The organism is Oceanisphaera sediminis (genome assembly GCF_039539745.1).
Taxonomy (GTDB): Bacteria; Pseudomonadota; Gammaproteobacteria; order Enterobacterales; family Aeromonadaceae; genus Oceanimonas; species Oceanimonas sediminis.
Map to the genome: position 1 here is coordinate 92,725 of NZ_BAABDS010000014.1, position 23,301 is coordinate 116,025.

Annotated in this window: 24 protein-coding genes and 1 tRNA gene; 13 read left to right on the top strand and 12 right to left on the bottom strand. The window is 56.9% G+C overall.

Annotated elements, in window-relative coordinates:
* The first annotated feature begins 50 nt into the window (after positions 1-50).
* Together ABD827_RS05900 and ABD827_RS05905 are read left to right on the top strand one after the other, a co-directional pair.
* The gene (locus ABD827_RS05900; protein ID WP_344963234.1) at positions 51-1,604 is read left to right on the top strand and encodes a methyl-accepting chemotaxis protein; all 1,554 of its coding nucleotides are present in this window, start codon (positions 51-53) and stop codon (positions 1,602-1,604) included.
* A 4-nt stretch (positions 1,605-1,608) separates the two neighbouring features.
* Positions 1,609-1,962 carry an MGMT family protein gene (locus ABD827_RS05905; RefSeq protein WP_344963237.1) on the top strand — a complete coding sequence of 118 codons (354 nt, stop codon included), beginning with the start codon at positions 1,609-1,611 and terminating at the stop codon, positions 1,960-1,962.
* A 21-nt stretch (positions 1,963-1,983) separates the two neighbouring features.
* Here ABD827_RS05905 and ABD827_RS05910 read toward each other — a convergent pair whose 3' ends face one another.
* The gene (locus ABD827_RS05910; protein WP_204794860.1) at positions 1,984-2,148 is read right to left on the bottom strand and encodes a hypothetical protein; all 165 of its coding nucleotides are present in this window, start codon (positions 2,146-2,148) and stop codon (positions 1,984-1,986) included.
* Positions 2,149-2,293: 145 nt separating this feature from the next.
* Positions 2,294-4,924: a type I DNA topoisomerase gene (gene topA, locus ABD827_RS05915; protein WP_344963239.1), complete on the bottom strand. Its 2,631-nt coding sequence runs from the start codon at positions 4,922-4,924 to the stop codon at positions 2,294-2,296.
* 336 nt (positions 4,925-5,260) lie between these two features.
* On the opposite strand from topA, the gene astB reads away from it, so the two are divergent.
* Positions 5,261-6,598, top strand: a complete 1,338-nt coding sequence (gene astB, locus ABD827_RS05920) for an N-succinylarginine dihydrolase (protein ID WP_344963241.1) — start codon at positions 5,261-5,263, stop codon at positions 6,596-6,598.
* A 90-nt stretch (positions 6,599-6,688) separates the two neighbouring features.
* On the opposite strand, the gene sohB is transcribed toward astB, so the two are convergent.
* A complete protein-coding gene (gene sohB, locus ABD827_RS05925) occupies positions 6,689-7,708 on the bottom strand; it encodes a protease SohB (protein WP_425567968.1) in 1,020 nt (339 codons plus the stop codon).
* Between the two features lie 191 nt (positions 7,709-7,899).
* Here sohB and ABD827_RS05930 point away from each other — a divergent pair, with 191 nt between their 5' ends.
* From ABD827_RS05930 to ABD827_RS05940, 3 genes are all read left to right on the top strand, one after another.
* Entirely contained in the window at positions 7,900-8,667 is a 768-nt protein-coding gene (locus ABD827_RS05930; protein ID WP_344963244.1) for a YciK family oxidoreductase, read from the top strand.
* 102 nt (positions 8,668-8,769) lie between these two features.
* The gene (locus ABD827_RS05935; protein WP_298721907.1) at positions 8,770-9,714 is read left to right on the top strand and encodes a LysR family transcriptional regulator; all 945 of its coding nucleotides are present in this window, start codon (positions 8,770-8,772) and stop codon (positions 9,712-9,714) included.
* A 60-nt stretch (positions 9,715-9,774) separates the two neighbouring features.
* A complete protein-coding gene (locus ABD827_RS05940; protein ID WP_298721904.1) occupies positions 9,775-10,911 on the top strand; it encodes a MalY/PatB family protein in 1,137 nt (378 codons plus the stop codon).
* A 395-nt stretch (positions 10,912-11,306) separates the two neighbouring features.
* Here ABD827_RS05940 and ABD827_RS05945 read toward each other — a convergent pair.
* Both ABD827_RS05945 and ABD827_RS05950 read right to left on the bottom strand, forming a co-directional pair.
* A tRNA-Ser gene (locus ABD827_RS05945) sits at positions 11,307-11,397 on the bottom strand.
* 51 nt (positions 11,398-11,448) lie between these two features.
* Positions 11,449-11,658 (bottom strand): hypothetical protein, encoded by a 210-nt coding sequence (locus tag ABD827_RS05950; protein WP_344963247.1) that lies wholly within the window; start codon positions 11,656-11,658, stop codon positions 11,449-11,451.
* A gap of 125 nt (positions 11,659-11,783) precedes the next feature.
* Between ABD827_RS05950 and ABD827_RS05955 the strand changes: the two genes are divergently transcribed.
* Positions 11,784-12,338, top strand: a complete 555-nt coding sequence (locus tag ABD827_RS05955) for an HPP family protein (RefSeq protein ID WP_344963249.1) — start codon at positions 11,784-11,786, stop codon at positions 12,336-12,338.
* Positions 12,339-12,421: 83 nt separating this feature from the next.
* Here the strand turns inward: ABD827_RS05955 and ABD827_RS05960 are convergent, their stop codons facing one another.
* From ABD827_RS05960 to seqA, 4 genes are all read right to left on the bottom strand, one after another.
* Positions 12,422-13,297, bottom strand: coding sequence for a hypothetical protein (locus ABD827_RS05960; RefSeq protein ID WP_344963251.1), 876 nt, complete (start codon positions 13,295-13,297; stop codon positions 12,422-12,424).
* Between the two features lie 200 nt (positions 13,298-13,497).
* The gene (astE, locus tag ABD827_RS05965; RefSeq protein ID WP_344963253.1) at positions 13,498-14,523 is read right to left on the bottom strand and encodes a succinylglutamate desuccinylase; all 1,026 of its coding nucleotides are present in this window, start codon (positions 14,521-14,523) and stop codon (positions 13,498-13,500) included.
* A gap of 287 nt (positions 14,524-14,810) precedes the next feature.
* On the bottom strand, positions 14,811-16,454 hold the full coding sequence (gene pgm / locus ABD827_RS05970) for a phosphoglucomutase (alpha-D-glucose-1,6-bisphosphate-dependent) (protein WP_344963255.1): 1,644 nt from the start codon (positions 16,452-16,454) through the stop codon (positions 14,811-14,813).
* A gap of 22 nt (positions 16,455-16,476) precedes the next feature.
* A complete protein-coding gene (gene seqA, locus ABD827_RS05975) occupies positions 16,477-16,983 on the bottom strand; it encodes a replication initiation negative regulator SeqA (protein ID WP_344963318.1) in 507 nt (168 codons plus the stop codon).
* Between the two features lie 133 nt (positions 16,984-17,116).
* On the opposite strand from seqA, the gene ABD827_RS05980 reads away from it, so the two are divergent.
* From ABD827_RS05980 to ABD827_RS06000, 5 genes are all read left to right on the top strand, one after another.
* Positions 17,117-17,884, top strand: coding sequence for an alpha/beta fold hydrolase (locus ABD827_RS05980; RefSeq protein WP_344963257.1), 768 nt, complete (start codon positions 17,117-17,119; stop codon positions 17,882-17,884).
* 56 nt (positions 17,885-17,940) lie between these two features.
* The gene (locus tag ABD827_RS05985; RefSeq protein ID WP_298721883.1) at positions 17,941-18,162 is read left to right on the top strand and encodes a DUF2788 domain-containing protein; all 222 of its coding nucleotides are present in this window, start codon (positions 17,941-17,943) and stop codon (positions 18,160-18,162) included.
* A gap of 3 nt (positions 18,163-18,165) precedes the next feature.
* Positions 18,166-18,450: a LexA regulated protein gene (ybfE, locus tag ABD827_RS05990; RefSeq protein ID WP_298721880.1), complete on the top strand. Its 285-nt coding sequence runs from the start codon at positions 18,166-18,168 to the stop codon at positions 18,448-18,450.
* A 46-nt stretch (positions 18,451-18,496) separates the two neighbouring features.
* Positions 18,497-19,024: a flavodoxin FldA gene (fldA, locus tag ABD827_RS05995; RefSeq protein WP_298721876.1), complete on the top strand. Its 528-nt coding sequence runs from the start codon at positions 18,497-18,499 to the stop codon at positions 19,022-19,024.
* Positions 19,025-19,130: 106 nt separating this feature from the next.
* Positions 19,131-20,036, top strand: a complete 906-nt coding sequence (locus ABD827_RS06000) for a L,D-transpeptidase family protein (protein WP_344963263.1) — start codon at positions 19,131-19,133, stop codon at positions 20,034-20,036.
* A 67-nt stretch (positions 20,037-20,103) separates the two neighbouring features.
* On the opposite strand, the gene ABD827_RS06005 is transcribed toward ABD827_RS06000, so the two are convergent.
* Both ABD827_RS06005 and ABD827_RS06010 read right to left on the bottom strand, forming a co-directional pair.
* Positions 20,104-20,346 (bottom strand): LPP leucine zipper domain-containing protein, encoded by a 243-nt coding sequence (locus tag ABD827_RS06005; RefSeq protein WP_104485520.1) that lies wholly within the window; start codon positions 20,344-20,346, stop codon positions 20,104-20,106.
* Positions 20,347-20,476: 130 nt separating this feature from the next.
* Positions 20,477-20,944, bottom strand: a complete 468-nt coding sequence (locus ABD827_RS06010) for a DUF4442 domain-containing protein (RefSeq protein ID WP_344963266.1) — start codon at positions 20,942-20,944, stop codon at positions 20,477-20,479.
* A 173-nt stretch (positions 20,945-21,117) separates the two neighbouring features.
* Between ABD827_RS06010 and fur the strand changes: the two genes are divergently transcribed.
* Entirely contained in the window at positions 21,118-21,555 is a 438-nt protein-coding gene (gene fur, locus ABD827_RS06015) for a ferric iron uptake transcriptional regulator (protein ID WP_298721863.1), read from the top strand.
* Positions 21,556-21,623: 68 nt separating this feature from the next.
* Here fur and glnS read toward each other — a convergent pair whose 3' ends face one another.
* Positions 21,624-23,285, bottom strand: a complete 1,662-nt coding sequence (glnS, locus tag ABD827_RS06020; RefSeq protein ID WP_344963269.1) for a glutamine--tRNA ligase — start codon at positions 23,283-23,285, stop codon at positions 21,624-21,626.
* Positions 23,286-23,301: the final 16 nt, after the last annotated feature.

Consider the following 23,301-nt stretch of genomic DNA (forward strand, 5'->3'; position numbering starts at 1 on the left):
GATAGCCACGGCACGAGTCACCGCCACCCGATAACAAAAACCGGATACCGATGAACACAAGCAACCAGCACGTTATTGACGAGGAAGTCACTTACAGCAGCCAGGAACAACTGGTTTCGACCACGGATCTGCGCGGCGTCATTACCTATGCCAACGAGGTATTCTGTCGTGTCGCCGGCTACCAGCCGGAAGAGCTTGTTGGCAAAAACCACAACATTGTGCGTCACCCGGACATGCCCAAGGCCGCCTTTCAGGACTTGTGGGAACATGCCAAGGCTGGCCAGGCCTGGCGCGGTGCGGTAAAAAACCGTTGTAAGGACGGCCGTTATTACTGGGTTGATGCCTATGTCACCCCTATCTACCAGCAGGGAAAAATAATCGGTTATCAGTCGGTGCGTACCCAGCTCGACGATCGCACCCGTGACCGGGCCGCGCAGGCCTATCGTCAATTACTGAAGCAGGAACAGAATAACGGCGGCGTTCGCCTCTCACTGAAACGGATCACGCCCTGGTTACCGGCCGGCGGCCTGGCGGCACTGCTGGCCGGATCCTTTGCCTATGGCGGTAGCAGCCAGCTGATCTGGAGCCTGCTGCCGGTCGCCTGGCTTGCGCTAAGCTATCGCAAATCACTGTTTGGCACCCAGCATTACTTGCAGGGACTGGGCCGCGAATACGACAGTATTTCCCGACTGGTCTATTCCGGCGATGAGCCCCACTCCATCGCCGACTACCATCTGAAAATGTGGCAGGCCCGTACCCGTACCATACTCGGGCGGGTTGATGACGCCACCGACTCGCTGAAAGGGCTGGCCAGTTCCATGATGCAGGCCATGACCGGCGCTCGCACCGATCTGAGCCAGCAGGACAGCGATACCCATCAAATCGCCGCCGCCATCGATGAAATGTCGGCCACCGCCAATGAAATCACCCGCAATACCCAGCTGGCGGCCGCCAATGCAGAAGAAGCCCAGCACCAGTGCCACCTGACCCAGGGGCAACTGGAGCAGACCAAACAGAAAATTATCGATCTGGCTCGGGAGGCGGAACAAGCCGCCGAGGCGACCTTTGCTCTGACCCAGGAGTCGGATCGTATCGGTACCCTGATGAGTGAAATTCAGGGTATTGCCGACCAGACCAACCTGCTGGCGCTGAATGCCGCTATCGAAGCCGCCCGCGCCGGCGAGCATGGTCGCGGTTTTGCGGTAGTGGCAGAAGAAGTACGCGCCCTCTCTACCCGTACCCACGGCGCGACCGAACAGATTCAGACCAGCATCAATCAAATCCAGCAAACCCTGGCCCGGTGGCGCTCCATGATGGACACCAACATGGAACACAGTCAGGAATGCGTGAATGCGGCCGCAACCGGCAGTGCCAGCCTGGCACGAGTCGTCACCGAAATTGACAACATCGTCGGCATTACCATACAAATTTCCACCTCCGCCGAACAACAACAGCTGGTGGCAGAAGAAATCAGCCACAATGTCCATCAAATTTCCGAAACGTCCTCGACCAATTTGCACAAAATCGCTCATGTGGAAGACGCCAGCAAACAGCTACTGGACCGCTCTCAGGGACTCAACGATCTGACCCGGACCTTTTCCTGAGACTGTGCCTCGCAGTAGTAACCGTCCCGCTCACAGCCACAAGGTACTGACCCTGCTTGCCCTGGTACCCCCGGGGCAGGTGGTCAGTTACGGGCAACTGGCGGATCTGGCCGGCCTGCCGGGAAGAGCGCGGCTGGTCGGGCGTATTCTGCGTATCGAAGATACCGCTATGTTGCCCTGGCACCGGGTGCTGGCCGCAAACGGCCGCATCAGTCTGCCCAAAGGCAGTGATGGCTGGCATGAGCAACGGCAACGGTTGCAGGCAGAGGGGATATTACTGAAAGGGGACAGGGTGTCGATGGCGCAATACAGATGGCGGCCGGATCTGGCCGCTATTCTGATGTTGATGGATCAGTAAGTTAATGGTCTTGAAATAAACTCAGTTTCTTTCTTCCTGCAGCTCACTGACATGAACCTGAAAGGGAATCGTCTCGTCTTCGCGCTGCAACAGCACCAGCTGATTGTTGATGTCGACTTCCAGCACATAACCGGAACCGTCCGAGGTGTGACAGATCATTCCCGGTCTGATGTCATGAATATCCATATTCAGTCTCCCGTTAGCAGGCATGCCTGCATTGAATTTAACGTCCCTGTTTCATCACGGTTCACTCTGTCGTTATAGGGTAATAATCCGCCCCCATCAGGGCCGCCCTTGTCTGCCGGCCCGGTTCGCGGTGATGGCTTAACGCTTATTTCTTGCCTTTCTGGCTCTGCTGCCATTTACCGTCAACATAGTGTGCCGTCCAACCGGTCGCTTTCTTATTGACCTCGGTCATCACATATTGTTCCTTGTTTTTACGGCTGAAGCGCACCACCGCCTTGTTACCTTCCGGATCCTGCGTCGGCGCCTCGGCCAGATACAGGAACTTGGGGGGCAGTCTGTCCTTGAACTGCACCAGCTCTTCCACCAGTGGCGCCCGGGTTTCCCGCGATTTGGGAAAGTTGCTGGCCGCCATGAAGATGCCCGCCGCACCGTCTCGCAGTACGAAATAGGCGTCGGACTGGGTACAGGGCAACTCGGGCAGGTGCACCGGATCTTCCTTGGGCGGCGCCACCTCGCCATTCTTGAGGATCTTGCGGGTGTTCTTGCATTCCTCGTTGGTGCAGGCCATGTACTTGCCGAAGCGGCCGGTTTTAAGCTGCATCTCGGCACCGCAACGATCACAGTCGATCACCGGCCCTTCATAGCCCTTCAGCTTGAACTGACCTTCTTCCAGCTCGTAACCGTCACAGTCCGGGTTCTGGCCGCACACGTGCAGTTTACGCTTGTCATCGATCAGATAGGCGTCCATGGCGGTGCCGCACTTGCCACAGCGGTGTTTGGCACGCAGGGCATCGGTCTCCGCCTCTTCGTCGTTGGCCAGCACAAACTCGTCACCCGGAATCAGGTTAATGGTCTGCTTGCAACGCTCCTTGGGCGGCAGGGCATAGCCGGAGCAGCCCAGAAACACCCCGGTACTGGCGGTTCGAATGCCCATCTTGCGGCCACAGGTGGGGCAGTCGATGTCGGTCAGCACCATTTCATTGGCACGCATACCGCCCTCTTCCGCCGGCTGCTCCGCCTTGCCCAGATCTTCGCTGAATTCAGCGTAAAAGGCGTCCAGCACCTGAGTCCAGTTTAGACTGCCGCCGGCAATTTCATCCAGCTTGCTTTCCATCTGGGCGGTAAAGTCGTAGTTCATCAGCTCGGCAAAGCTTTCCTGCAACCGATCGGCCACGATCTCACCCATTTTTTCCGCATAGAAGCGTCGGCTTTCGACCTTCACATAGCCTCGATCCTGAATGGTGGAAATGATGGATGCATAGGTGGAAGGTCGGCCAATGCCGCGCTTTTCCAGCTCTCGCACCAGCGCCGCTTCGGTGAAACGCGCCGGTGGCTTGGTAAAGTGCTGCTTGGGATCGAGCTGTTCGAGGGTCAGTACCTCGCCCGCCTGCACCGCCGGCAAGACAGTGTCTTCGCCTTTGCGGCCCTGAGCGGCGGCCTGTACCTTGGTCCAGCCGGCAAAGCGCAGAATGCGACCGCGGGCCTTGAGATCGTAGTCACCGGCGCGCACGGTAATGGTGCTGCTGTCGTACAGCGCCGGCACCATCTGACAGGCCACAAACTGGCGCCAGATAAGATCGTACAATCGCTTGGCATCCGCTTCCATGCCATCGAGCTTGTCGGCGGACAGGGCTACATCGGAGGGACGAATCGCCTCGTGCGCTTCTTGGGCATTGGCCTTGGCGCTGTATACATTGGGATCTTCAGGCAGATAACCCGGGCCGTACTGCTCCTGAATATACTCACGTACACCGGCCACCGCTTCCTGACTCAGGTTGGTGGAGTCGGTTCGCATATAGGTGATGTAACCCGCTTCATACAGGCGCTGGGCCAGCATCATGGTGCGTTTTACGCCAAAACTCAGCCGGGTACTGGCCGCCTGCTGCAGGGTTGAGGTGATAAAGGGCGCCGGCGGCTTGCTCTGGGTGGGCTTGTCGTCACGCGACACCACCTCGAAGCGACTCGCCTTGAGCGCATCCACCGCCGCCATGGTCTGGGCTTCGTTGACCGGGCGGAATTCCTTGCCCTGATACTTGGCCACCGCCATCGACAGCGCCAGCTTTTCCTTGTTGCTCAGATCGGCCTGAATATCCCAGTATTCTTCCGGTACGAACGCCTTGATTTCACGTTCTTTTTCTACCAGCAGACGTACCGCTACCGATTGTACTCGACCGGCAGACAGGCCACGGGCCACTTTTTTCCACAGCAGGGGCGAGACCATATAGCCCACGACCCGGTCCAGAAAGCGGCGCGCCTGCTGGGCATTCACCCGGTTCTGGTTAAGATCGGACGGACGGCTGAACGCATCCTGAATGGCCGTTTTGGTGATTTCGTTGAAGACCACCCGCTTGAAGCGCTCATCGTCACCGCCGATCAGCTCTTTAAGGTGCCAGGCAATCGCCTCCCCTTCGCGGTCCAAATCCGTAGCGAGATAGATGGTGTCGGCTTTCTCGGCCAGCGCCTGCAATTCGGTGACCACCTTCTCTTTGCCGGGCAGTACCTGATAATTCGCCTGCCAGCCGTTATTGGGATCGACGCCCATACGGGCGATCAGCGCCTTTTGCTCTTTCTGCTGCTTGAGCCGGGCTTTTTCTTCGGGGCTGAGCTGCTTGGTGTCGGCTTTTTTACCTCCGGTTTTTTTGGCGGCAGAGGAGCCGGCGGTGGGCAAATCCCGCACATGACCGACACTGGATTTGACGATGAAGTCTTTACCCAGATATTTGTTGATGGTTTTTGCCTTGGCGGGCGATTCCACGATAACGAGGGATTTGCTCATAAAGCGCGTATAGGTCCTTAAGGTCTGGCCCCCAACTCAGGGGTACGGCGGCAAGGTAATGACGGCTGTATAAGTGAAAAAGCCGCAAAAAGCAAACTTACCAGGCCAGGGCCGAAAAAAAGTTGAGTGAATTTATATTTACTTATTAACACCTTCATACCTGCAGGAATCAACCGCTTTTTTGCTTAAGTTGCCTGTTCGACCGCTTTTTATGCATTGTTATGATTAAGGCATAATCTGTTGTTAAATTCGGGTTACATCTCCTTGAAAAATCCACATATAATGGCGCAACTCAGAATTATCTCGGCTATTTTAACCATTTAAAAGGACAATATAATGGTACAGTTTGAAGCTAACTTCGACGGTCTGGTTGGCCCTACCCATAACTACGCCGGCCTTTCTTACGGCAATGTAGCCTCTCAAAGCAATGCGCAGGATGCCTCCAGTCCCCAACAGGCCGCCAAGCAGGGCCTGCAGAAAATGAAAGCGCTAAGCGATCTGGGTCTGGTACAGGGGGTACTGGCCCCCCAGGAGCGCCCCGATATTCAAACTCTGCGCCGACTGGGTTTTACCGGCAGCGACGCCCAGGTGCTGGAAAAAGCCTTTCGCGAAGATCCGGTGCTGCTGGCCGCCTGTTGTTCCGCATCCAGCATGTGGACCGCCAACGCCGCCACCGTTTCACCCGGCGCCGATACGCTGGATGGCCGTATTCACTTTACCCCGGCCAACCTGACCAACAAGTTTCATCGCTCCATCGAGCACGAAGTGACCGGCCGAATTCTGGGCCGGGTTTTTGCCGACGATCGTTATTTTTGCCACCACGCCGCCCTGCCTGCCAACGAGTATTTCGGTGACGAGGGCGCCGCCAACCACACCCGCCTGTGTGCCGACTACGGCCAGGCCGGCGTCGAGCTGTTCGTGTATGGCCGCAGCGCCTTCGATCAAAGCCGGCCGGCGCCGCGCCGCTATCCGGCTCGCCAGACCCTGGAAGCCTCTCGTGCGGTGGCCCGCCTGCACGGTCTGAATGACGACACCGCCATTTTCATTGCCCAGAATCCGGAGGTGATCGATCAGGGCGTATTCCATAACGACGTGATTGCGGTCGGCAACCAGAATGTGCTGTTTTACCATCAGCAGGCCTTTCTCGACACCCATGCCGCCCTGGACGAAATCCGCCGCAAGCTGCCCGAAACCGAGCTGCACTTCATCGAAGTCCCCACCGCCGAGGTGCCGGTACTGGACGCGGTGAAAAGCTACCTGTTCAATACCCAGATAGTGACGCTGCGCCCCGGCCACATGGCGATTATCGCGCCGTCGGAATGCGCCGACACCCCCAGCGTCAAGGCCTATCTGGACAAGCTGCTGACCCTGAACACCCCCATTCGGGAAGTCCACTTCATGGACGTGAAGCAAAGCATGCGTAACGGCGGCGGCCCGGCCTGTCTGCGACTGCGGGTGGCGATGACCGCCGCCGAGCATGCGGCCACCAACCCCGCCTGCCTGATGAACGAGGCGCTGTTCGGCCGACTGAATCAGTGGGTAGACCGCCATTACCGCGACAGCCTGAGCCTGAACGATCTGCGTGATCCGGCGCTGTTGCTGGAGTCTCGTTCGGCCCTGGACGAGCTGACCCAGATACTGCAGCTGGGCTCCGTCTACCCCTTCCAGCGGTAGTTAAAAACCAGGGACTGGGGATTGGGGCTCCCAACTCCCTATTCCCCATTCCCTGATCCCTATTCCCTATTCCCTATTCCCCGAACTTAATCAGCCGAAGGGGCGTTGTCCCGCTTCCACCAGCTTCATCAGCCCCCGGCTGACACCCGCTTCCACCGCCTTGCCCAGCTTATCCTTGATCGTCTGTTTCGGTTGGTAGTGCAGCCGGATCACCCGCTTGTCGGCACTCGCCGCCAACAGGTAATCGCTGCTGGTCATCAGCTCGTCTACCAGCCCCAGTTCCCGGGCATCGGTCGCCAGCCAGTGCTCACCGGTCGCCACCTCGTCCAGTGCCAAAGCCGGCCGATTCTCGGCGATAAAGTCCTTGAACCGACGGTGAATCACCTCCAGCTCTTCGCGGAACTTGGCGCGACCTTCGTCGTCGTTCTCGCCAAACAGGGTCAGGGTGCGTTTGTATTGGCCGGCGGTATGCAGCTCGACGTCGATGTCTTTGCTCTTGAGGAATTTATTGAAGTTGGGCAACTGTGCCACCACCCCGATGGAGCCGACGATGGCGAAGGGCGCGGCGATAATACGCTCGGCCACACAGGCCATCATGTAACCGCCACTGGCAGCGACCTTGTCGACCGCCACCGTAAGATGCAGTCCCTTGGCCTTGAGTCGCGCCAGTTCGGCGGCCCCGAGGCCGTAGCCATGCACCACGCCACCGCCGGACTCCAGGTTCAGCAGCACCTCGTCCCCTTCGCGAGCCAACTGCAGCAGACCGGTGATTTCCCGGCTGAGGCCGTTCACTTCATGGGCATCCATGCTGCCCTTGAAATCGAGCACATAGAGTCGTTTACCCGTCTCTTCGGCTTTTTTCTCGTTTTTGGCCTGCTGTTTGAATTGCTGCTTGAGCGCCTTGCGCTCGTTGTCGTTGGCCGCCGAGGCCAGTTGCAGCCGTTGCTGCTGGCGACGCAACCCGGCGCCGAGATCCTCGACCTCCAGCCGATCCTCTCCCCGCTTTTGTCGCATGGCGGTCCCGGCGACCAAGGCCACCACGGCGCCGATGGCCAGCACCCAGGTCACACTCTTGGCCATGAAGAGGCCATATTCGTATAAAAATTCCAGCATAAGATTTCCTTGAGACCCAATTCGATCCCCATTGTAAAAGTCCTCGTGGCGAACACCAACGGGCTTTTTGCCGCCGGTGCTTTTCATTTACCCTTTTCCTGCCAACTTTTGATCTCAGAGGCTGGTATCCGTGGCCAGAGTCTGGTTTGATCCGACTACTTTGATTTTTGCTGAGAGAACACAGGCACATGCTCGATTATCATGCATCCCCCGACTTACTCAACGACAAGGTGATTCTGGTCACCGGTGCCGGCAGCGGCATTGGCCGCGAGGCGGCGCTGAGCTATGGTGCTCATGGTGCCACCGTCATTCTGCTGGGCAAAACCGTGAAAAAACTGGAAGCGGTCTACGATGAACTGCTGGCCCAGGGCAGCCCCGAGCCGGCGATTATTCCGCTGGATTTGCAGGGCGCGACCAAACAGCATTACCTGGACATGGCCGAAACCATCAAACAGCAATTCGGCCGCCTGGACGGCGTGCTGTTCAACGCCGGCCAACTGGGCGCACTTGGCCCCTTCGAGATGATCGGAGAAGACGAGTGGGACAGCGTGATGCAGGTTAACCTCAAGTCCCAGTTTCTGATGACTCAGGCGCTGTTGCCGCTACTCAAGGCCACCCCCGGCGCCGCCATCGTTTATACCAGCTCCGGCGTGGGTAAACGGGGCCGGGCCTACTGGGGCAGCTATGCGGTATCCAAATTCGCCACCGAAGGCATGATGGAAGTACTGGCGGACGAGCTCGACAACACCGGCGTGCGCGTCAACTGCATCAATCCGGGCGCCACCCGTACCGAGATGCGGGCACGGGCCTACCCCGGCGAAGACGCGTCGACCCTGCGTACGCCCAAGGATCTCATGCCGCTGTACCTGTATCTGATGGGGCATGACAGCCAGGAGGTCAACGGCCAGTCACTGGATGCCCAGGCCGACAAAGTCCGCCCCCGCGCCGACCAATAAGCTGACAGGCCGCCGGACTTCGTCTAAAACTAAGCGTACGGGTTTATTAACTCCGGGGTCATAACAGCTTGACCCCATTGCCAAAAGGATGAGGCACCACTCATGTATCGTCCCAAGAGCACGGTAGAACAATGGCGAATTTTTCAGGCGGTCGTCGACTGCGGCGGCTATGCCCAGGCGGCGGAACAGCTCTGTAAAAGCCAGTCGTCGCTCAACCACGCCGTGGCCAAGCTGCAGCAGGGGCTGGGTGTCCCCCTGCTGGAAGTTCGAGGCCGCAAGGCGTATCTGACGCCGGAAGGAGAGGTGTTCTTACGCCGCTCACGCAAACTGACTCAGGGCATAGAAGAACTGGAGCTGCTCGCCGGGGTACTGGCCAGCGGCTGGGAGCCCATTCTGCGCGTGGTGGTAGAAGCATCCCTCCCCCGTCAGCCCTTGTATCAGGCGTTGGCAGACTTTTCCCCTCGCTCGCGCGGTTGCCGCATTCACCTGGTCGAAGCCCAGCCTTCGGGCTGCCAGGCGGTGGTGAACAAACAGGCCGCCGACCTGGTGTTTGCCTGTCGCGCCTTTAGTGGGGTGACCAGCCTGCCGTTGGCCACCACCGTTTACATCCCGGTCTGCGCCCCCGAACATCCACTGGCCCGCTTCGATGAGGTCACCGCCCATGAGCTTGATTCCGAGCTGGAACTGATTCTGGCCGATGGCAGCGAGCAGGAAGAAGGCTGGGAACGGGCGGAACAGCGCTGGATTATCAACCACCTGCACGACACCCTGTCGCTGCTGCGCCGTGGTGTCGGCTTTGCCTGGTTGCCATTGGAAGTGGTGGCGCCGATGATCGACAGCGGTCTGCTGCAACGCCTGCCCATGGCGAATCAGGCACTGCGCAAGCGCTTTACCCATTTGATACTGCCCCGCCCCATGCCACCGGGTCCGGCCGCCAGCCTGCTGCTGAGCCTGATCCGCCATCATTACGGCGATCATGAAACCACCCCTATCGGTGAAAACACGGCCAGCTCGAACTATCGTGAAGGAACGCTACCGGCACCTTGATCTTGCCAGGCCGAAGCGGCTTCCTTATGCTGATGGCCTCGCATTTGACAAGGAACCCCGATGTTTGATTTTGATCAGTGGATAGACCGCCGCCCTACCCGTGCCCTGAAGTGGCTGAAATACGAAGGTACCGATATTTTGCCGATGTGGGTGGCGGACACCGAATTCAAGGCGCCGCCCGCCGTGATCGAGGCATTGAGTGAGCGAGTGGAACACGGCATTTTCGGCTACAGTCGGCCCAGCCCGCAGCTGACCGAACTGATCATACAACGCATGGCCGACCGTTACGGCTGGCAAATCGAAGCCGACTGGCTGGTGTATATGCCCGGTGTTGTTCCTGCTCTTAATCTGGCCTGCCAGACTTTCAGCGAACCCGGCAGTGCCGTGCTCACCCCCAAACCGATTTATTACCCGTTTCTGCATGCGCCGGGCTTTCATGGCCGCAAGGCCGCCTATGTGGAGATGGTCGAAAAAGACGGTCGCTGGCTGCTGGATCTGGAGCAGTTGGAAGAGCAGGCCAAGGAAAGCGAACTGCTGCTGTTCTGCAATCCGCACAATCCGGGTGGCACTATTTACACCCGTGAAGAATTGCTGGCCATCAACGACATTGCCAAGCGTCATAACCTGATTGTCTGCTCGGACGAGATTCACTGCGATCTGCTGCTCGACGAAGGCAAGCCTCATATCCCCTACGCCGCCCTGGACGACGATGCCGCCAGCCGCAGTGTGATCCTGATGGCACCCAGCAAGACCTTCAACATCGCCGGCCTGTGCTGCTCTTTTGCCATCGTGCCCAACCCCGAGCTGCGTACCCGCTTTACCCGCGCCGCTCGTGGCATCATGGCCGACGTCAACCTGCTCGGCTTTGTGGCAGCCGAAGCCGCCTATCGGGACGGTGACGACTGGCTGGACGCCCAGATAACCTATCTGCGCCAGAACCGGGACTTGTTGGTTGAACGCCTGAACCAGGTGCCCGGCATCAAGGTACTGGCGCCGGAAGCCACCTACCTGGCCTGGGTGGATATCAGCGCGCTGAAACTGGACGATGCCATCGGCTTTTTCGAGCAGGCCGGCGTAGGCCTGTCGCCCGGCGGCCAGTTCGGCGGCAGCGATTTTGTCCGGCTCAACTTCGGTTGCTCCCGCGCCATGCTGGACGAGGCCCTGCATCGCATGATCGCCGCCATCAACAATCGCTGAGTACTCTCTTGTCGGGCCGGTGATGCCGGTCCGACATACTGACCCTGGCTTTTCACGGTCGCGGGAGCCGCTCTCTGTTACCTTTCCTTAAGCACCGAGTTGTCTGCAGGGCACTCCCTCAGGCGACTCCGCAGCAGAGGGGCGGATGAAGGGTTCAACTCCAGCGGCCATCACATGACAGGACGTCATGTGCTGAGCGTCGCAGGGATGCGGTTCAGCGTGTCGGTGGAGTCGACCCTTCGTTCGACCTTTTCGGGGCTGCTAAACAGATCAGTTAGTTTTACAGATTGGTATTATCCCCATTCTGCCGGTGCAAAAGCCTTTCTCGGCGTTTACGCTTTGCACAACGAAAAACGCCGCCTGGCATAAGCCAGGCGGCGTTTTCTTTTGCTATATGGCGGAGGAGCAGGGATTTGAACCCTGGATGGGCTATAAACCCATGCCGGTTTTCAAGACCGGTGCATTCAACCACTCTGCCACCCCTCCGAACGAGATGAATCATACTGAACCCGATTACCGCTGTAAACAGCTTGCGATTCAACTGCTGTCTAAATCATCATTTTGCGTGTTTTTTGGCGATAAATCGGCCTGCCGTCGCTGTTGCTCGGTAAAATAGCGATGCAGAAACTCTTCATCGACCGGAGACAAATCGAAATGCCGGCTGGCCTCGGCAATTGTCTCTTGATCCAAGCTAGGCTGCTCCATCAACCAAGACAGCGCCTTGCGTAATGACTCATGCTCGTTCATATCGCCTCCTGCACTAAGTTATAACGTTAGCGTAGCAGCCGTGCCTTTTATTTTTTATGCATTTTGAATACAATTTATCCGTTGACCTACTCTCGCACGCTATCCCGTTTTTTCATCGAGGTTTTATGCACTTTAAACACCGACTGCGCGACGCCACCCTCGCCGGCCTGGCGGCCTTTGTCGCGGTGATTCTGCTGAGCTATCTCAAAAGCTGGGCCCATTTGATGGTCCTGAGCGCCCCGCTGGGTGCCACCCTGGTACTGCTGCTGCTGCTACCCTCCGCCCCGCTGTCTCGCCCCAAAAACGTCATTCTGGGCCACCTGCTGACCAGCGGTATCGCCGTGCTCGGCATGGCGCTGATACCCGACCCCATGCTGGGGCTGGCCACCAGCTTTGGTCTCGGCATTACCCTGATGGTCTTAACCGACACCCTGCACCCGCCGGCGGGCGCCAACCCGATTCTTATTTATCTGTCCGGCGCTCATCTGCCGCCGATGGACTTTATGATGCCCACCCTGCTCGGCAGCCTGTTCATGGTCGGTTTCGCCAGTCTGTATCACTATATCTTTACCCATCGCCGCTACCCCTTCGGTCCCAAGGTGCCCAAGGCCGCCGAGCCGGCGCCAGCCGCGCCATCGACACCCACCACCGCCGAAAGTCGGGCGAACGAGTCCTCATGACTCGAGGGTAACAACACAGCAAAAAAAGAGCGCCGAGGCGCTCTTTTTTACAAGGACAGATAACACAGAGGCTGGGAACAGGCTTAGAAGTGCCATTCCAGGTTAAAGCTAGGCGCACGGGTATCGACGCCCGGCTTGCCGTGGTTACCAAACTTGTTGTCCCAGTATTCGTAGCCGACACCGGCCCACAGGGTGTTGCTCTTGTCGAACGCCAGCTGGCCCACATCCACCATCAGCGAGGTACGTATCAGTACTTCGGGCTTGGTTTCATTATTGAAATAATCCTTACCCTTGGCGCCATTATAATTACCGAAACCCTGGAATTTCATCGGTACCGGACCCGCCTGGAAGGGCACACCCCACGCCAGGTTGATCACATAATAAGGGTCGAAACTGAGATCGTTTTTATTTCCGGGGGCACTGCACGCACTCAAGCCGCAGTGGTTCCGCTCATAGGCATAAAACAGGCTCAGATCGGCAAAACCCTTGGGCAGACCGAATTTTAGGGTCGGCCCCACCAGCAGTAACTGCTTGCGCGGCGCAAAAGCGGTGTTCTCGGTGTTCATATCGAAACCCGCACTCAGCGCCACTTCCTTGACCGGACCGAAGCTCAGATCCTTGTCCAGCACCTTGCCCAGATGCAGCTGGTGACGGTAGGTCAGATAAGCTTCCAATGCGCCGTCACCTTCGCCACGAGCACTACCATTAGCCGGATCATTTTCGTCGGACTGCAGCACATCCAGGTTGAAGAAGTTCTGGCCGTAGGCATAGCCGCTGGCGTGGGTCAGTTGCAGAATATGCCTTTCAATATCCCTGTCGTTGTTGGGTTCGGTGAACTCGGTGCCGTAACGATAACCGATATAAGTATCGGACCAGGTGGCGGCGCTCAGCTGGGGAGCGGCGGAAACGGCCAGAGCCAGGGCGGAGACGGTAAAGATGCGCTTGCTGAGTTGCTTCATATTCGTGATTCCCTCACATTCTTGAAATATGACGTCCTGATTTTTATTCATTTAAACGGCGTCAGTGGTATGTATTCGGCTTTATTCTAGACACAAAAATAATTACACAGACCGACACCATAAATCTACATTTTGTTCACAAAAATAAACAAAAAATCACACTACTGTGATCCAATTCATTGTATACAGTGTTTTCAGGGTCATACCAGCATGTCGGCCGTCAGCGTGGTCGCTGCCACCATCAGCGCGGCGCGCTGCCCCTCGGCGACCCCGGCATTGGGAAACACCACCGCCTCTTCCGGCTCGCGGGCAAACCACTGTTGCTCGCCATCTTCGGCCAGCCGGGCTCCGGCGGGAAAGGCGCTGAAGTTGGCCACCCCATCGGAAAAATGAAAACAGAATTGTTCACTCTGCTTGATAATTTCCTGACATACCCTGAATACACGAACCTGGTCAAGGTCAAACGCAGGCGGCTGCCAGTCGGGATCACCTATCAGTTGTTCCAGATTTTGCTCCATGGCGGCAAAACGGCGGGCGTCGTTCTGACCAAAGGGCATCACCTTGCCCAGCTCCACGGTAAAGGCATGGGCGCCGAAGCCATGGGCGCTGAAGTAGCTGAAGGTGGTGGTCGGGCCATGGGCCAGCAGTATGGTGTCGACCCCGGCGCTGCTCAAAAAAGCCAACTGCCGGCGACTATAGGGCGCACCGTGCGTGAAGGGATAGATGGCGAACTTTTCGTATGCCGAGGGCCGAATGGCGGTATGCAGATCGTAATGCAGTCGCTCGGCGCCGTCCCGGGCCTGAAAGAAACGGCTAACATACTGCTCCAGCCGGGCCGCCCGTGTGCGCTCGTGATTGCGTCGCTCGCCCCGGGCATGGGCGCCGGAAAACAGCCGATTGAGGTTTTCTTCCACTTCACGCACGCCCAGATTCATCGCCGCCGGGTTACCGAAAATAAACAGCAGTCGTTGCCGACAGGTTAAACGGCCGCTCAATATGGCATTCAGCAGACGCTCGCACAGCTCGATAGGCGCGGTTTCATTGCCGTGTATGCCGCAAGACAGCACCAGATCCCGATTGCCCGGTACCGCCGGCTCGATACACAAGACCCCGGTATCCCATACCTGAACCTGACCACCGTCGGGCAAGGACTCGCTGAAGGGAGCAAGCTCCCAGGGATGCGCCCTGCTGAGCGCTAAAAAATCATCGAGCCGGCTTCCGTTCACATTTACCTCCAATAATACCGATAAAATCAAAATATCCGATGGTGATAAGACACGATTGCAGCACTAAAGTCTAGCGATGACGCAGTCCGTGCGCTTTCAAGGTGGAGGAAAATGAGGCTGGCACAGGATCAGGATGAGTTAACTGGCATAAATCATGATAATTCATGCGGTTATAAGCAATCTGGTCGTATGATTATGCAATACCCACGAATGGTGATGAATCTGAAAAATAAACACAGAAAACAGCGGGGTGAGTCAAAGGGGCAGCATGGCCACCCCTGGAGTGATTAAACGCCGGCTTTGGCAAAAGTGGCGCCGACCAGCTCTTGTGCTTCCTGGATCAGGGTCTCGAGATGAGCCTCACCCCGGAAACTTTCGGCATAAATCTTGTAGACCTGCTCGGTGCCGCTGGGGCGCGCCGCAAACCAGCCCTGCTCGGTTACCACCTTGAGTCCGCCAATGGCGGCCCCGTTCCCCGGCGCCTGGGTCAAACGCGCGATAATGGGGTCTCCGGCCAGGGTATCTGCATCAATAGCCTCGGCATCCAGTTGCGCCAGCACCTGTTTCTGGGCCGGGGTGGCGGGCGCATCGACGCGGCGGTATACCGGTTGCCCCAGCTCGGTCGTCAGCTGCGCATAATACCGGTGCGGTGTCAGCCCGGTGACGGCGAGTATTTCCGCCGCCAGCAGAGAAGGAATAAAGCCGTCTTTATCGGTACTCCATACTTCGCCGTTCATCCGTAAAAAAGACGCCCCGGCGCTTTCTTCCCCAACAAAGCCCAGCTGACCGTCCATCAGCTCCTTGACGTACCACTTGAATCCGACCGGTACCTCCATCAAGCGGCGTCCCAATTTGTCTGCCACCCGATCGATCATGGAAGAGGACACCAGGGTCTTGCCGACCGCCAGATCTGCCGACCAGTCGGCTCTGTGGGTAAACAGATAATGAATACACACCGCCAGATAATGATTGGGGTTCATCAGGCCGTCGGCGTCGACGATGCCATGACGATCGTAATCGGGATCATTGCCACAGGCGATATCGAAGTCATTCTTCATCGCCAGCAGGTTGGCCATGGAGTAAGGACTGGAGCAGTCCATGCGGATCTTGCCGTCATGATCCAGCGTCATGAAGGAAAAGGTCGGCTCCTGACAGGGATTCACTACCGTGATATCCAGACCATAGCGTTCGGCGATAGGAGCCCAATAGGCAAGGCCGGCCCCGCCCAAGGGATCGATACCGATGCGAATGCCGGCGTCACGAATGGCGGCCATGTTGACAACTTCGCCCAGCTCCGCAACATAATGATTGATGTAATCGAAGGGCACCGCCTGAGTCAATGCCGTTGTCAGAGGCTGGGTAAGAATACCGTTATCATCGGCGGCAATCAGCGCGTTGGCTCTGTCCTGAATCCAGCCGGTGGCTTCGCTTGACGCCGGGCCACCGTCGGCACCATTGTATTTGATGCCCCCATCGCGAGGAGGATTATGCGAAGGCGTGATCACGATGCCGTCCGCGAGCGTATCGGGATGGGCTTTGTTGTGATTAAGAATGGCATGAGATATTACCGGCGTCGGCGTATAGCCTCGCTCCGGCTGAATTCTGACCTCTATCCCATTGGCCGTCAGTACTTCAAGTGCCGATCCCCAGGCCGCTTCCGACAACGCATGGGTATCCATGCCCAGAAACAGTGGACCGGTCAGTCCCTGTTGCCGGCGATATTCGGCGATGGCCTGGCAGATGGCATGAATATGCCGCTCGTTAAAGCCGAGATCCAGGGCGCAGCCCCGATGTCCGGAGGTGCCGAACGCCACCTTTTGCCCAACCTTGGTCACGTCGGGCCGCAGCTGGTAATACGCTGCCATCAGCCGCGGAACATTAACCAAATCGGCGGCATTGGCCGGCATTCCGGCTCTCGGGTCTGTACTCATCAAATACGTCCTTAATAATTTATCAGATGCTTTGACACACCCGTTCGATCAACCCGTGCGGATAGCCCATGGCCGCCATCAGCTGCGCCACTATATTGCGCTTTCGACCGGTATTGGTGTTGGTAATCACCCAGTAAGGGCTGCCTTCAATCGCTTTCGGCTTGGTGGTATTACCGCAGGCAAGCAGCGCCGCTTCGTCGTCGGCAAAATAAATGCGCTTGCGGCCCTTGATGTCGCTGGCCTGCGAGAAGGCTGACGGATTTTCGCGGTACAGCACCGACAGAATATGCATGAAACGATCGATAGCGGATTCCTGTTCCGCCAGCTCGTCTCCCTCAAGCATCTGTACCACCCCCCGCCCCGGCTGGGCTGCGGGTGTCGGCGGCGTAGCCGGTAACGGCTCATCGGTCGCCGCTATCGGTTCCAGTTTCAGCAGGCGCCGTAGAATATCCGAGGCACTTTCACCGATATGCCGGGTGTTGCTGGCAATATAACGATAAAGATCTTCATCTACCTCTATGGTTTTCATCATGTTTTCTGGCATGTCCACTCCCAATGACGGAGCCTGATTATACATGGAGCGGACCACAGGCCCAAGCAGGTTGCACCGCCCGCATTGGCAGGCAACAATATTGCCCTCGATTCCTCGTTTGGAAATACACATGCAACTGAATTTTCGCCGCCAGGGGCAAGGTCGACCGGTGATCGTCATCCACGGTCTGTTCGGCAGCCTGGATAACCTGAACGGACTCAGCAAGTCACTGTCCGAGCATTTCGACGTGATCGCCGTGGATGTCCGAAATCACGGTTTGTCACCGCGTAGCGAGCACATGAACTATCGCGACATGGCCGAAGACATTCTGCACCTGAGCGAGCAACTGCAACTCGAGCGCCCCGTACTGGTTGGGCATTCCATGGGCGGCAAGATTGCCATGATGGCCGCCGGGCTGGCCCCGGACACCATTGGCGGACTGGTGGTGGCCGACATGGCGCCGGTGACCTATACCCAGGCCCGCCATGACGAGGTATTCAAGGGGTTGCAGGCCGTGACCGAAGCCGGTTGCCGTGACCGAAAAGCCGCCGACGAGGTGTTGAGCCGGCATGTGCAGATCGCCGGGGTTCGTCAGTTTTTGTTGAAATCCTTTGTCACCAACAGTGTCGACCCCTGGCGCTTCAACGTGCCGGTATTGTTCAGCCATTATCGCAATATCATGGACTGGCCCGGGGTCGAGCAGCCTTATTCGGGGCCGGTGCTGTTTATCAAGGGAAGCGAGTCCGACTATCTGCTGCCCGAACACCAGTCACAGGTCGTGCAGCAGTTTCCCCGGGCCAGGGCCCGGGTGATTCCGGGAGCCGGCCACTGGCTGCACGCGGAAAAGCCCCAGCTGTTCAATCGCCTGGTGCTGGATTTCCTGGCCGAGGCCAGTTAACAGGCTCAAATCCTTTATGATATAGTGGCGCTCAATTTACAGGGTCGGACAACAAGATGTCATTGGAACAAATCGAGCTACTGGAAACCCTCGGTCTCAAGCTGTTTTTCGTGGCGATATTTCTGTTGATCGGACTGGCTATTCAGGATGTACTCAAACGAGGCAATGTGCCCAAATTTGGCCGTTACATCGTCTGGGCAGTTCTGTTTCTGGGCTGTGCCGGCTTTGTGGCCAAGGGCATTATCGAGGCCGTCTGGGAAGGAGGCGGTGTCGGTTAATTCATGGCCAAGCAAGATACTGACAGAACCACGCTGGATTTGTTCGCCGACGAACGCCGGCGCGGCAGGCCCAAGACCAATCCCCTGCCCCGGGAAGCCCAACTCAAACTCAACAAGCGCAATCAGCTCAAGCGTGATCGCGAACGTGGTCTTCGTCGCATAGAGCTGAAAGTAGACGAACAATTGTTGAGTAGATTGAACTTACTGGCCGCCGAGCAGCAGCTCAGCCGGGCCGAATTGATCCAGGCTTTGCTGTTGCAACAACTTGAGCAGCAGGACGGCAATTAGGCCGGGCGGCCTGACCACCCACATTTTCGACAGGTACAGCATTATTATGGCAAGTGTAGGTCTGTTTTTTGGAAGTGACACCGGCAACACCGAAGCCGTGGCCAAGATGATCCAGAAAGAGCTGGGCAAGCATCTGATAGAGGTGCATGACATTGCCAAGAGCACCAAAGAGGACATCGCCGGTTTCGACTTGCTGCTACTGGGTATCCCTACCTGGTACTACGGCGAATCTCAGGCTGACTGGGACGACTTCTTTCCCGAGCTGGAGAACATCGACTTCAACGACAAGCTGGTCGCACTGTTCGGCTGTGGCGATCAGGAAGACTACGCCGAATACTTCCTCGATGCCATGGGCACCCTGCGTGAAATCATCGAACCCAAGGGTGCCATTATCGTGGGTCACTGGCCGACCGAAGGCTACGACTTTGAAGCCTCACGCGCCCTGGTAGATGATGCTCATTTCATCGGTCTGGGGATCGATGAGGATCGTCAACCCGAGCTGACGCAAAGCCGGGTTAAAGACTGGTGTAAACAGGTATATGAAGAAATGTGCTTAAAAGAGCTGGAAGCGTAAGCCGCACTTTAAGGTCTACTAAGGGACGCGATGGGCGCGTCCCTTTTTTGTGCCCATGATACGATCATGGTCATTCAATCACTCCAACATTCCCACGAGAACACAGATGAAAAGATTAGGTGTTTTACTGTTGATACTCTTGCTGCCCGCGGCACTGGCCCGGGCCAACATCAACCCACTCCCCCTGCCGGAGGATCGAGGCCAACCGGTGGGGCAGATACTGCTGCACACCGCTCAGGACGGTGACACCCTGGCCAGCCTGGCTCGCTACTACGGTGTCAGCCCGATATTGATGCTGGCGGCCAACCCGGATCAGGACCTGTTTTTGCTGAAACCGGGGCAACAGGTGGTGATTCCCAATCAACTGTTACTACCCCGGGCGGAAACGACAGGTATCGTCATCAATCTCGCCGAGCTGAGACTGTACTATTACCCGGAGCAGGGTGGTGAAGTCTATGTGTTTCCCATCGGTATCGGCCGGGTCGGTCGGGCCACCCCCGAGATGATTACCCGTATCAGCCAGATGCGCAAGAATCCGACCTGGACGCCCACCGCCACCACCCGGCGCGAGTATGAGGCAAAAGGCCTGCCACTGCCGGCAGTGGTTCCGGCCGGACCCGATAATCCATTGGGTGAGTATGCCATGCGTCTGGCTTATGGCCGTGGTGAGTACCTGATCCACGGTACCAATGACCCGCTGGATGTGGGCCTGCGTGCCAGCGCCGGCTGTATTCGCATGTACCCCGAGCATGTGGAATGGCTGTTTGCCCAGGTTGATAGCGGCACTCAGGTGCAGATCGTCAATCAGGCACTCAAGGTCAGTACCGATCAATACGGCCAGACCTTTGTTGAAGCCCACGAGCCCCTGACCCCCGAAGGACTGGCCGATGACCGCCCCCTGGATATGACCCAGCTCGCACCCCTGCTGGAGCAGGGCGCCGACCGTCAACTGATCGAACAGGTCATCCAGAGCCAGCAAGGCATGCCGCAGCTGGTGGGGCAATTACCTTAACGCCCACCTCCGGATAGCAGACATAAAAAAGCCTGGCATGAGCCAGGCTTTTTTCCGTCGTACCAAATTACTTGGTGTAACGGCCCATCTGATCCAGACGAGAGTTGGCGCGGTCGGCAGAAGCGCGGGCTTCGGCAACGTCGGCAGCCAGACGATCGATCTTGGCAGAGTTCATTTGCTGGCCTTGCTGAACGGCTTGTACGTCCTGGGCCAGGCTGTCCATTTTGGTTTCCAGAGCATCAGTAGAGCTACAACCTGCCAGCAGCAGAGTACCTACAACACCACCAACCAACATCATTTTATTACGCATTACTTGCTCCTTGTTTGTATGGGAGTCAAAAGACCACTTAGGCAAGCTAAGTATGGACGAAGTTCCCTGCTTATCGCAAATTATTTTATAAATCATGACAGTAGGAAATTTTGCTTAACACCCTGATATATCATTTATTTGTTTGTTTTTTACGCACGTAGAGCGTGCGCTCAACTTCGGCGACCAGATTTCCCCGCTCGTCCACGATGTTGATGCGAAAACGAGGAAAATATTTTTCGCCGCCCTCCGTCGCCCGCAGTATCTCATCCAGCCGCTCTCGACTCAAATGAATATCCGCATAAACTCGTCCCCTGCCCGGCTTGAGAAACGTCACGCTGCCGGCCCGGTCCCACACCAGATAATCCGGCCCCAACAACGCCATCAGCAACATCGAGTAGAGCGGATCCGTCATCGAAAACAGGCTGCCACCATACTGGGTACCATTGGCATTTTTATTCCACCAGCGCAGTACCAGCCCCACCCGGCAGTAGCTGTAATCATGACTGAGCTGTTCAATACGGATACCGGCTCCCCAAAAAGGCGGCCAGCAGTTCAAGAGTGTTTTCAGTAACCGAGGGCGGGAAAATATCAGCTTCATTTATCTCATCAGACCAGTGTAACTGTACCTGATATTAACAAAGATAAGCAGCAATGGGCAGGCCTCTCGCCAGAGCTTGTGGATCTGTGACAAAGCCAGATTGCGGTTGCCTTTAGCGTCGGGAACAAGCACAATGAAAGCAATAACCAAACGAAATGCGAAACATTATTCTTATGGCTGACAACAATCAAGCGCTGAAGAAAGCAGGCCTCAAAGTCACGCTCCCCCGCGTCAAGATTCTTGAGTTACTGCAGCAACCCGAAACCCAGCACGTTAGTGCGGAGGATCTTTACAAGCTACTGATTGATCAGGGTGAAGAGATTGGCTTGGCTACCGTTTATCGCGTGCTGAATCAGTTCGATGACGCCGGTATTGTCGCTCGCCACCATTTTGAAGGCGGAAAATCGGTATTTGAACTGGCCACCCAGGAACATCATGATCACCTGGTATGCCTCGACTGTGGCAAGGTCATCGAGTTCCACGACGAAACCATAGAGCAGCGCCAGCGTGATATTGCCGCCCAATATAATATCAAGCTGACCAATCATAGCCTGTATCTGTATGGGCACTGCCTGAACGATGAGTGCAGCCATAATGACGAACACCATTGATCGTCAACCATCAGCATTAAAAAAGCCGCAGTCGACTGCGGCTTTTTTTATGGCTTGAATGAGGGTGTTCAGCCCTCTTCCTTGCCCCAGGAATCGCGCAGTGCCACCGTCAGGTTGAACACCATGCCTTCTGCCTTGCTGTCCCGGCAGAAGTAGCCTTCACGCTCGAACTGAAACGCATGTTCGGGGTCGGCCTTGCACAATGACGGCTCAACCACGGCGCCGCTCAGCACCTGCAACGATCCCGGATTCAACGCCGCTTCAAACGACTCGGCGGCACCCGGGTTGGGCACATTGAATAACCGGTCATACAGACGCACCTCGGCCGGCACCCCGTGCCGGGCAGATACCCAGTGGATCACGCCCTTGACCTTGCGGCCATCGGCCGGGTCCTTGCCCAGGGTGTCGGGATCGTAGCTGCAGAAAATGGTGGTGATGTTGCCATCGGCATCTTTTTCTACCCGCTCGGCCTTGATCACATAGGCGTTGCGCAACCGTACTTCCTTGCCCAGTACCAGCCGCTTGTATTTCTTGTTGGCCTCTTCACGGAAGTCCGCTTCATCAATGAAGATTTCGCGGGTAAAAGGCAGCTCGCGCAGCCCCATTTCCGGCTTGTTGGGGTGGTTGGGAGCATTCAGCGTTTCTTCGTGCTCCTCGGCCAGGTTCTCGATCACCAGCCGCACCGGACGCAAGACCGCCATGGCCCGTGGTGCATTCTCGTTCAAATCGTCCCGAATACAGGCTTCCAGCATGCCCATTTCTACGGTGTTGTCCTGCTTGGTGACACCGATACGCAGGCAAAACTCGCGAATGGACGCCGGGGTATAACCGCGGCGACGCAAACCGGAGATGGTCGGCATACGCGGATCATCCCAGCCTTCAACATGTCCGTCGGTCACCAGCTGATTGAGCTTGCGCTTCGACATCACTGTGTATTCCAGGTTGAGTCGAGAGAACTCGTACTGCCGCGGATGACACTCGATACTGATGTTGTCCAGCACCCAGTCGTACAGGCGACGGTTATCCTGGAACTCCAGAGTACACAGCGAATGGCTGATGCCTTCGATGGCGTCCGAAATACAGTGGGTAAAGTCATACATGGGGTAGATGCACCACTTGTCACCGGTCTGGTGATGGTGGGCAAAACGCACCCGGTACAACACGGGATCACGCAGCACCATAAAGGGCGATGCCATGTCGATTTTAGCCCGCAGACAGGCGGTGCCTTCCGCAAATTCACCCTTGCGCATGCGGGTAAACAGGCTCAGGTTTTCCTCAACCGACCGCTCCCGGTAAGGGCTGCTGCGACCCGGTGAGGTCAGGGTACCGCGATACTCACGAATCTGCTCGGGGGTCAACTCGTCGACATAGGCCAGCCCTTTCTCGATCAACTCGACGGCATAGCCATACAGCTGGTCGAAATAGTTGGAGGAATAACGAATATCGCCACTCCAGTCAAAGCCTAACCACTGTACATCGCGCTGGATCGACTCGACGTATTCGACACTCTCTTTTTCCGGGTTGGTATCATCGAAGCGCAGATTACACTGGCCGTGATAGTCCTGTGCGATACCGAAATTCAGACAGATGGATTTGGCATGGCCAATATGCAGATATCCATTCGGCTCGGGTGGAAAGCGGGTCTGCACCGACTGATGTTTGCCGCTGGCTAAGTCTTCATCAATGATTTGACGAATAAAATTGCTGGGACGATGGTCCGCCTGACTCATTCATGCACCTCGAACG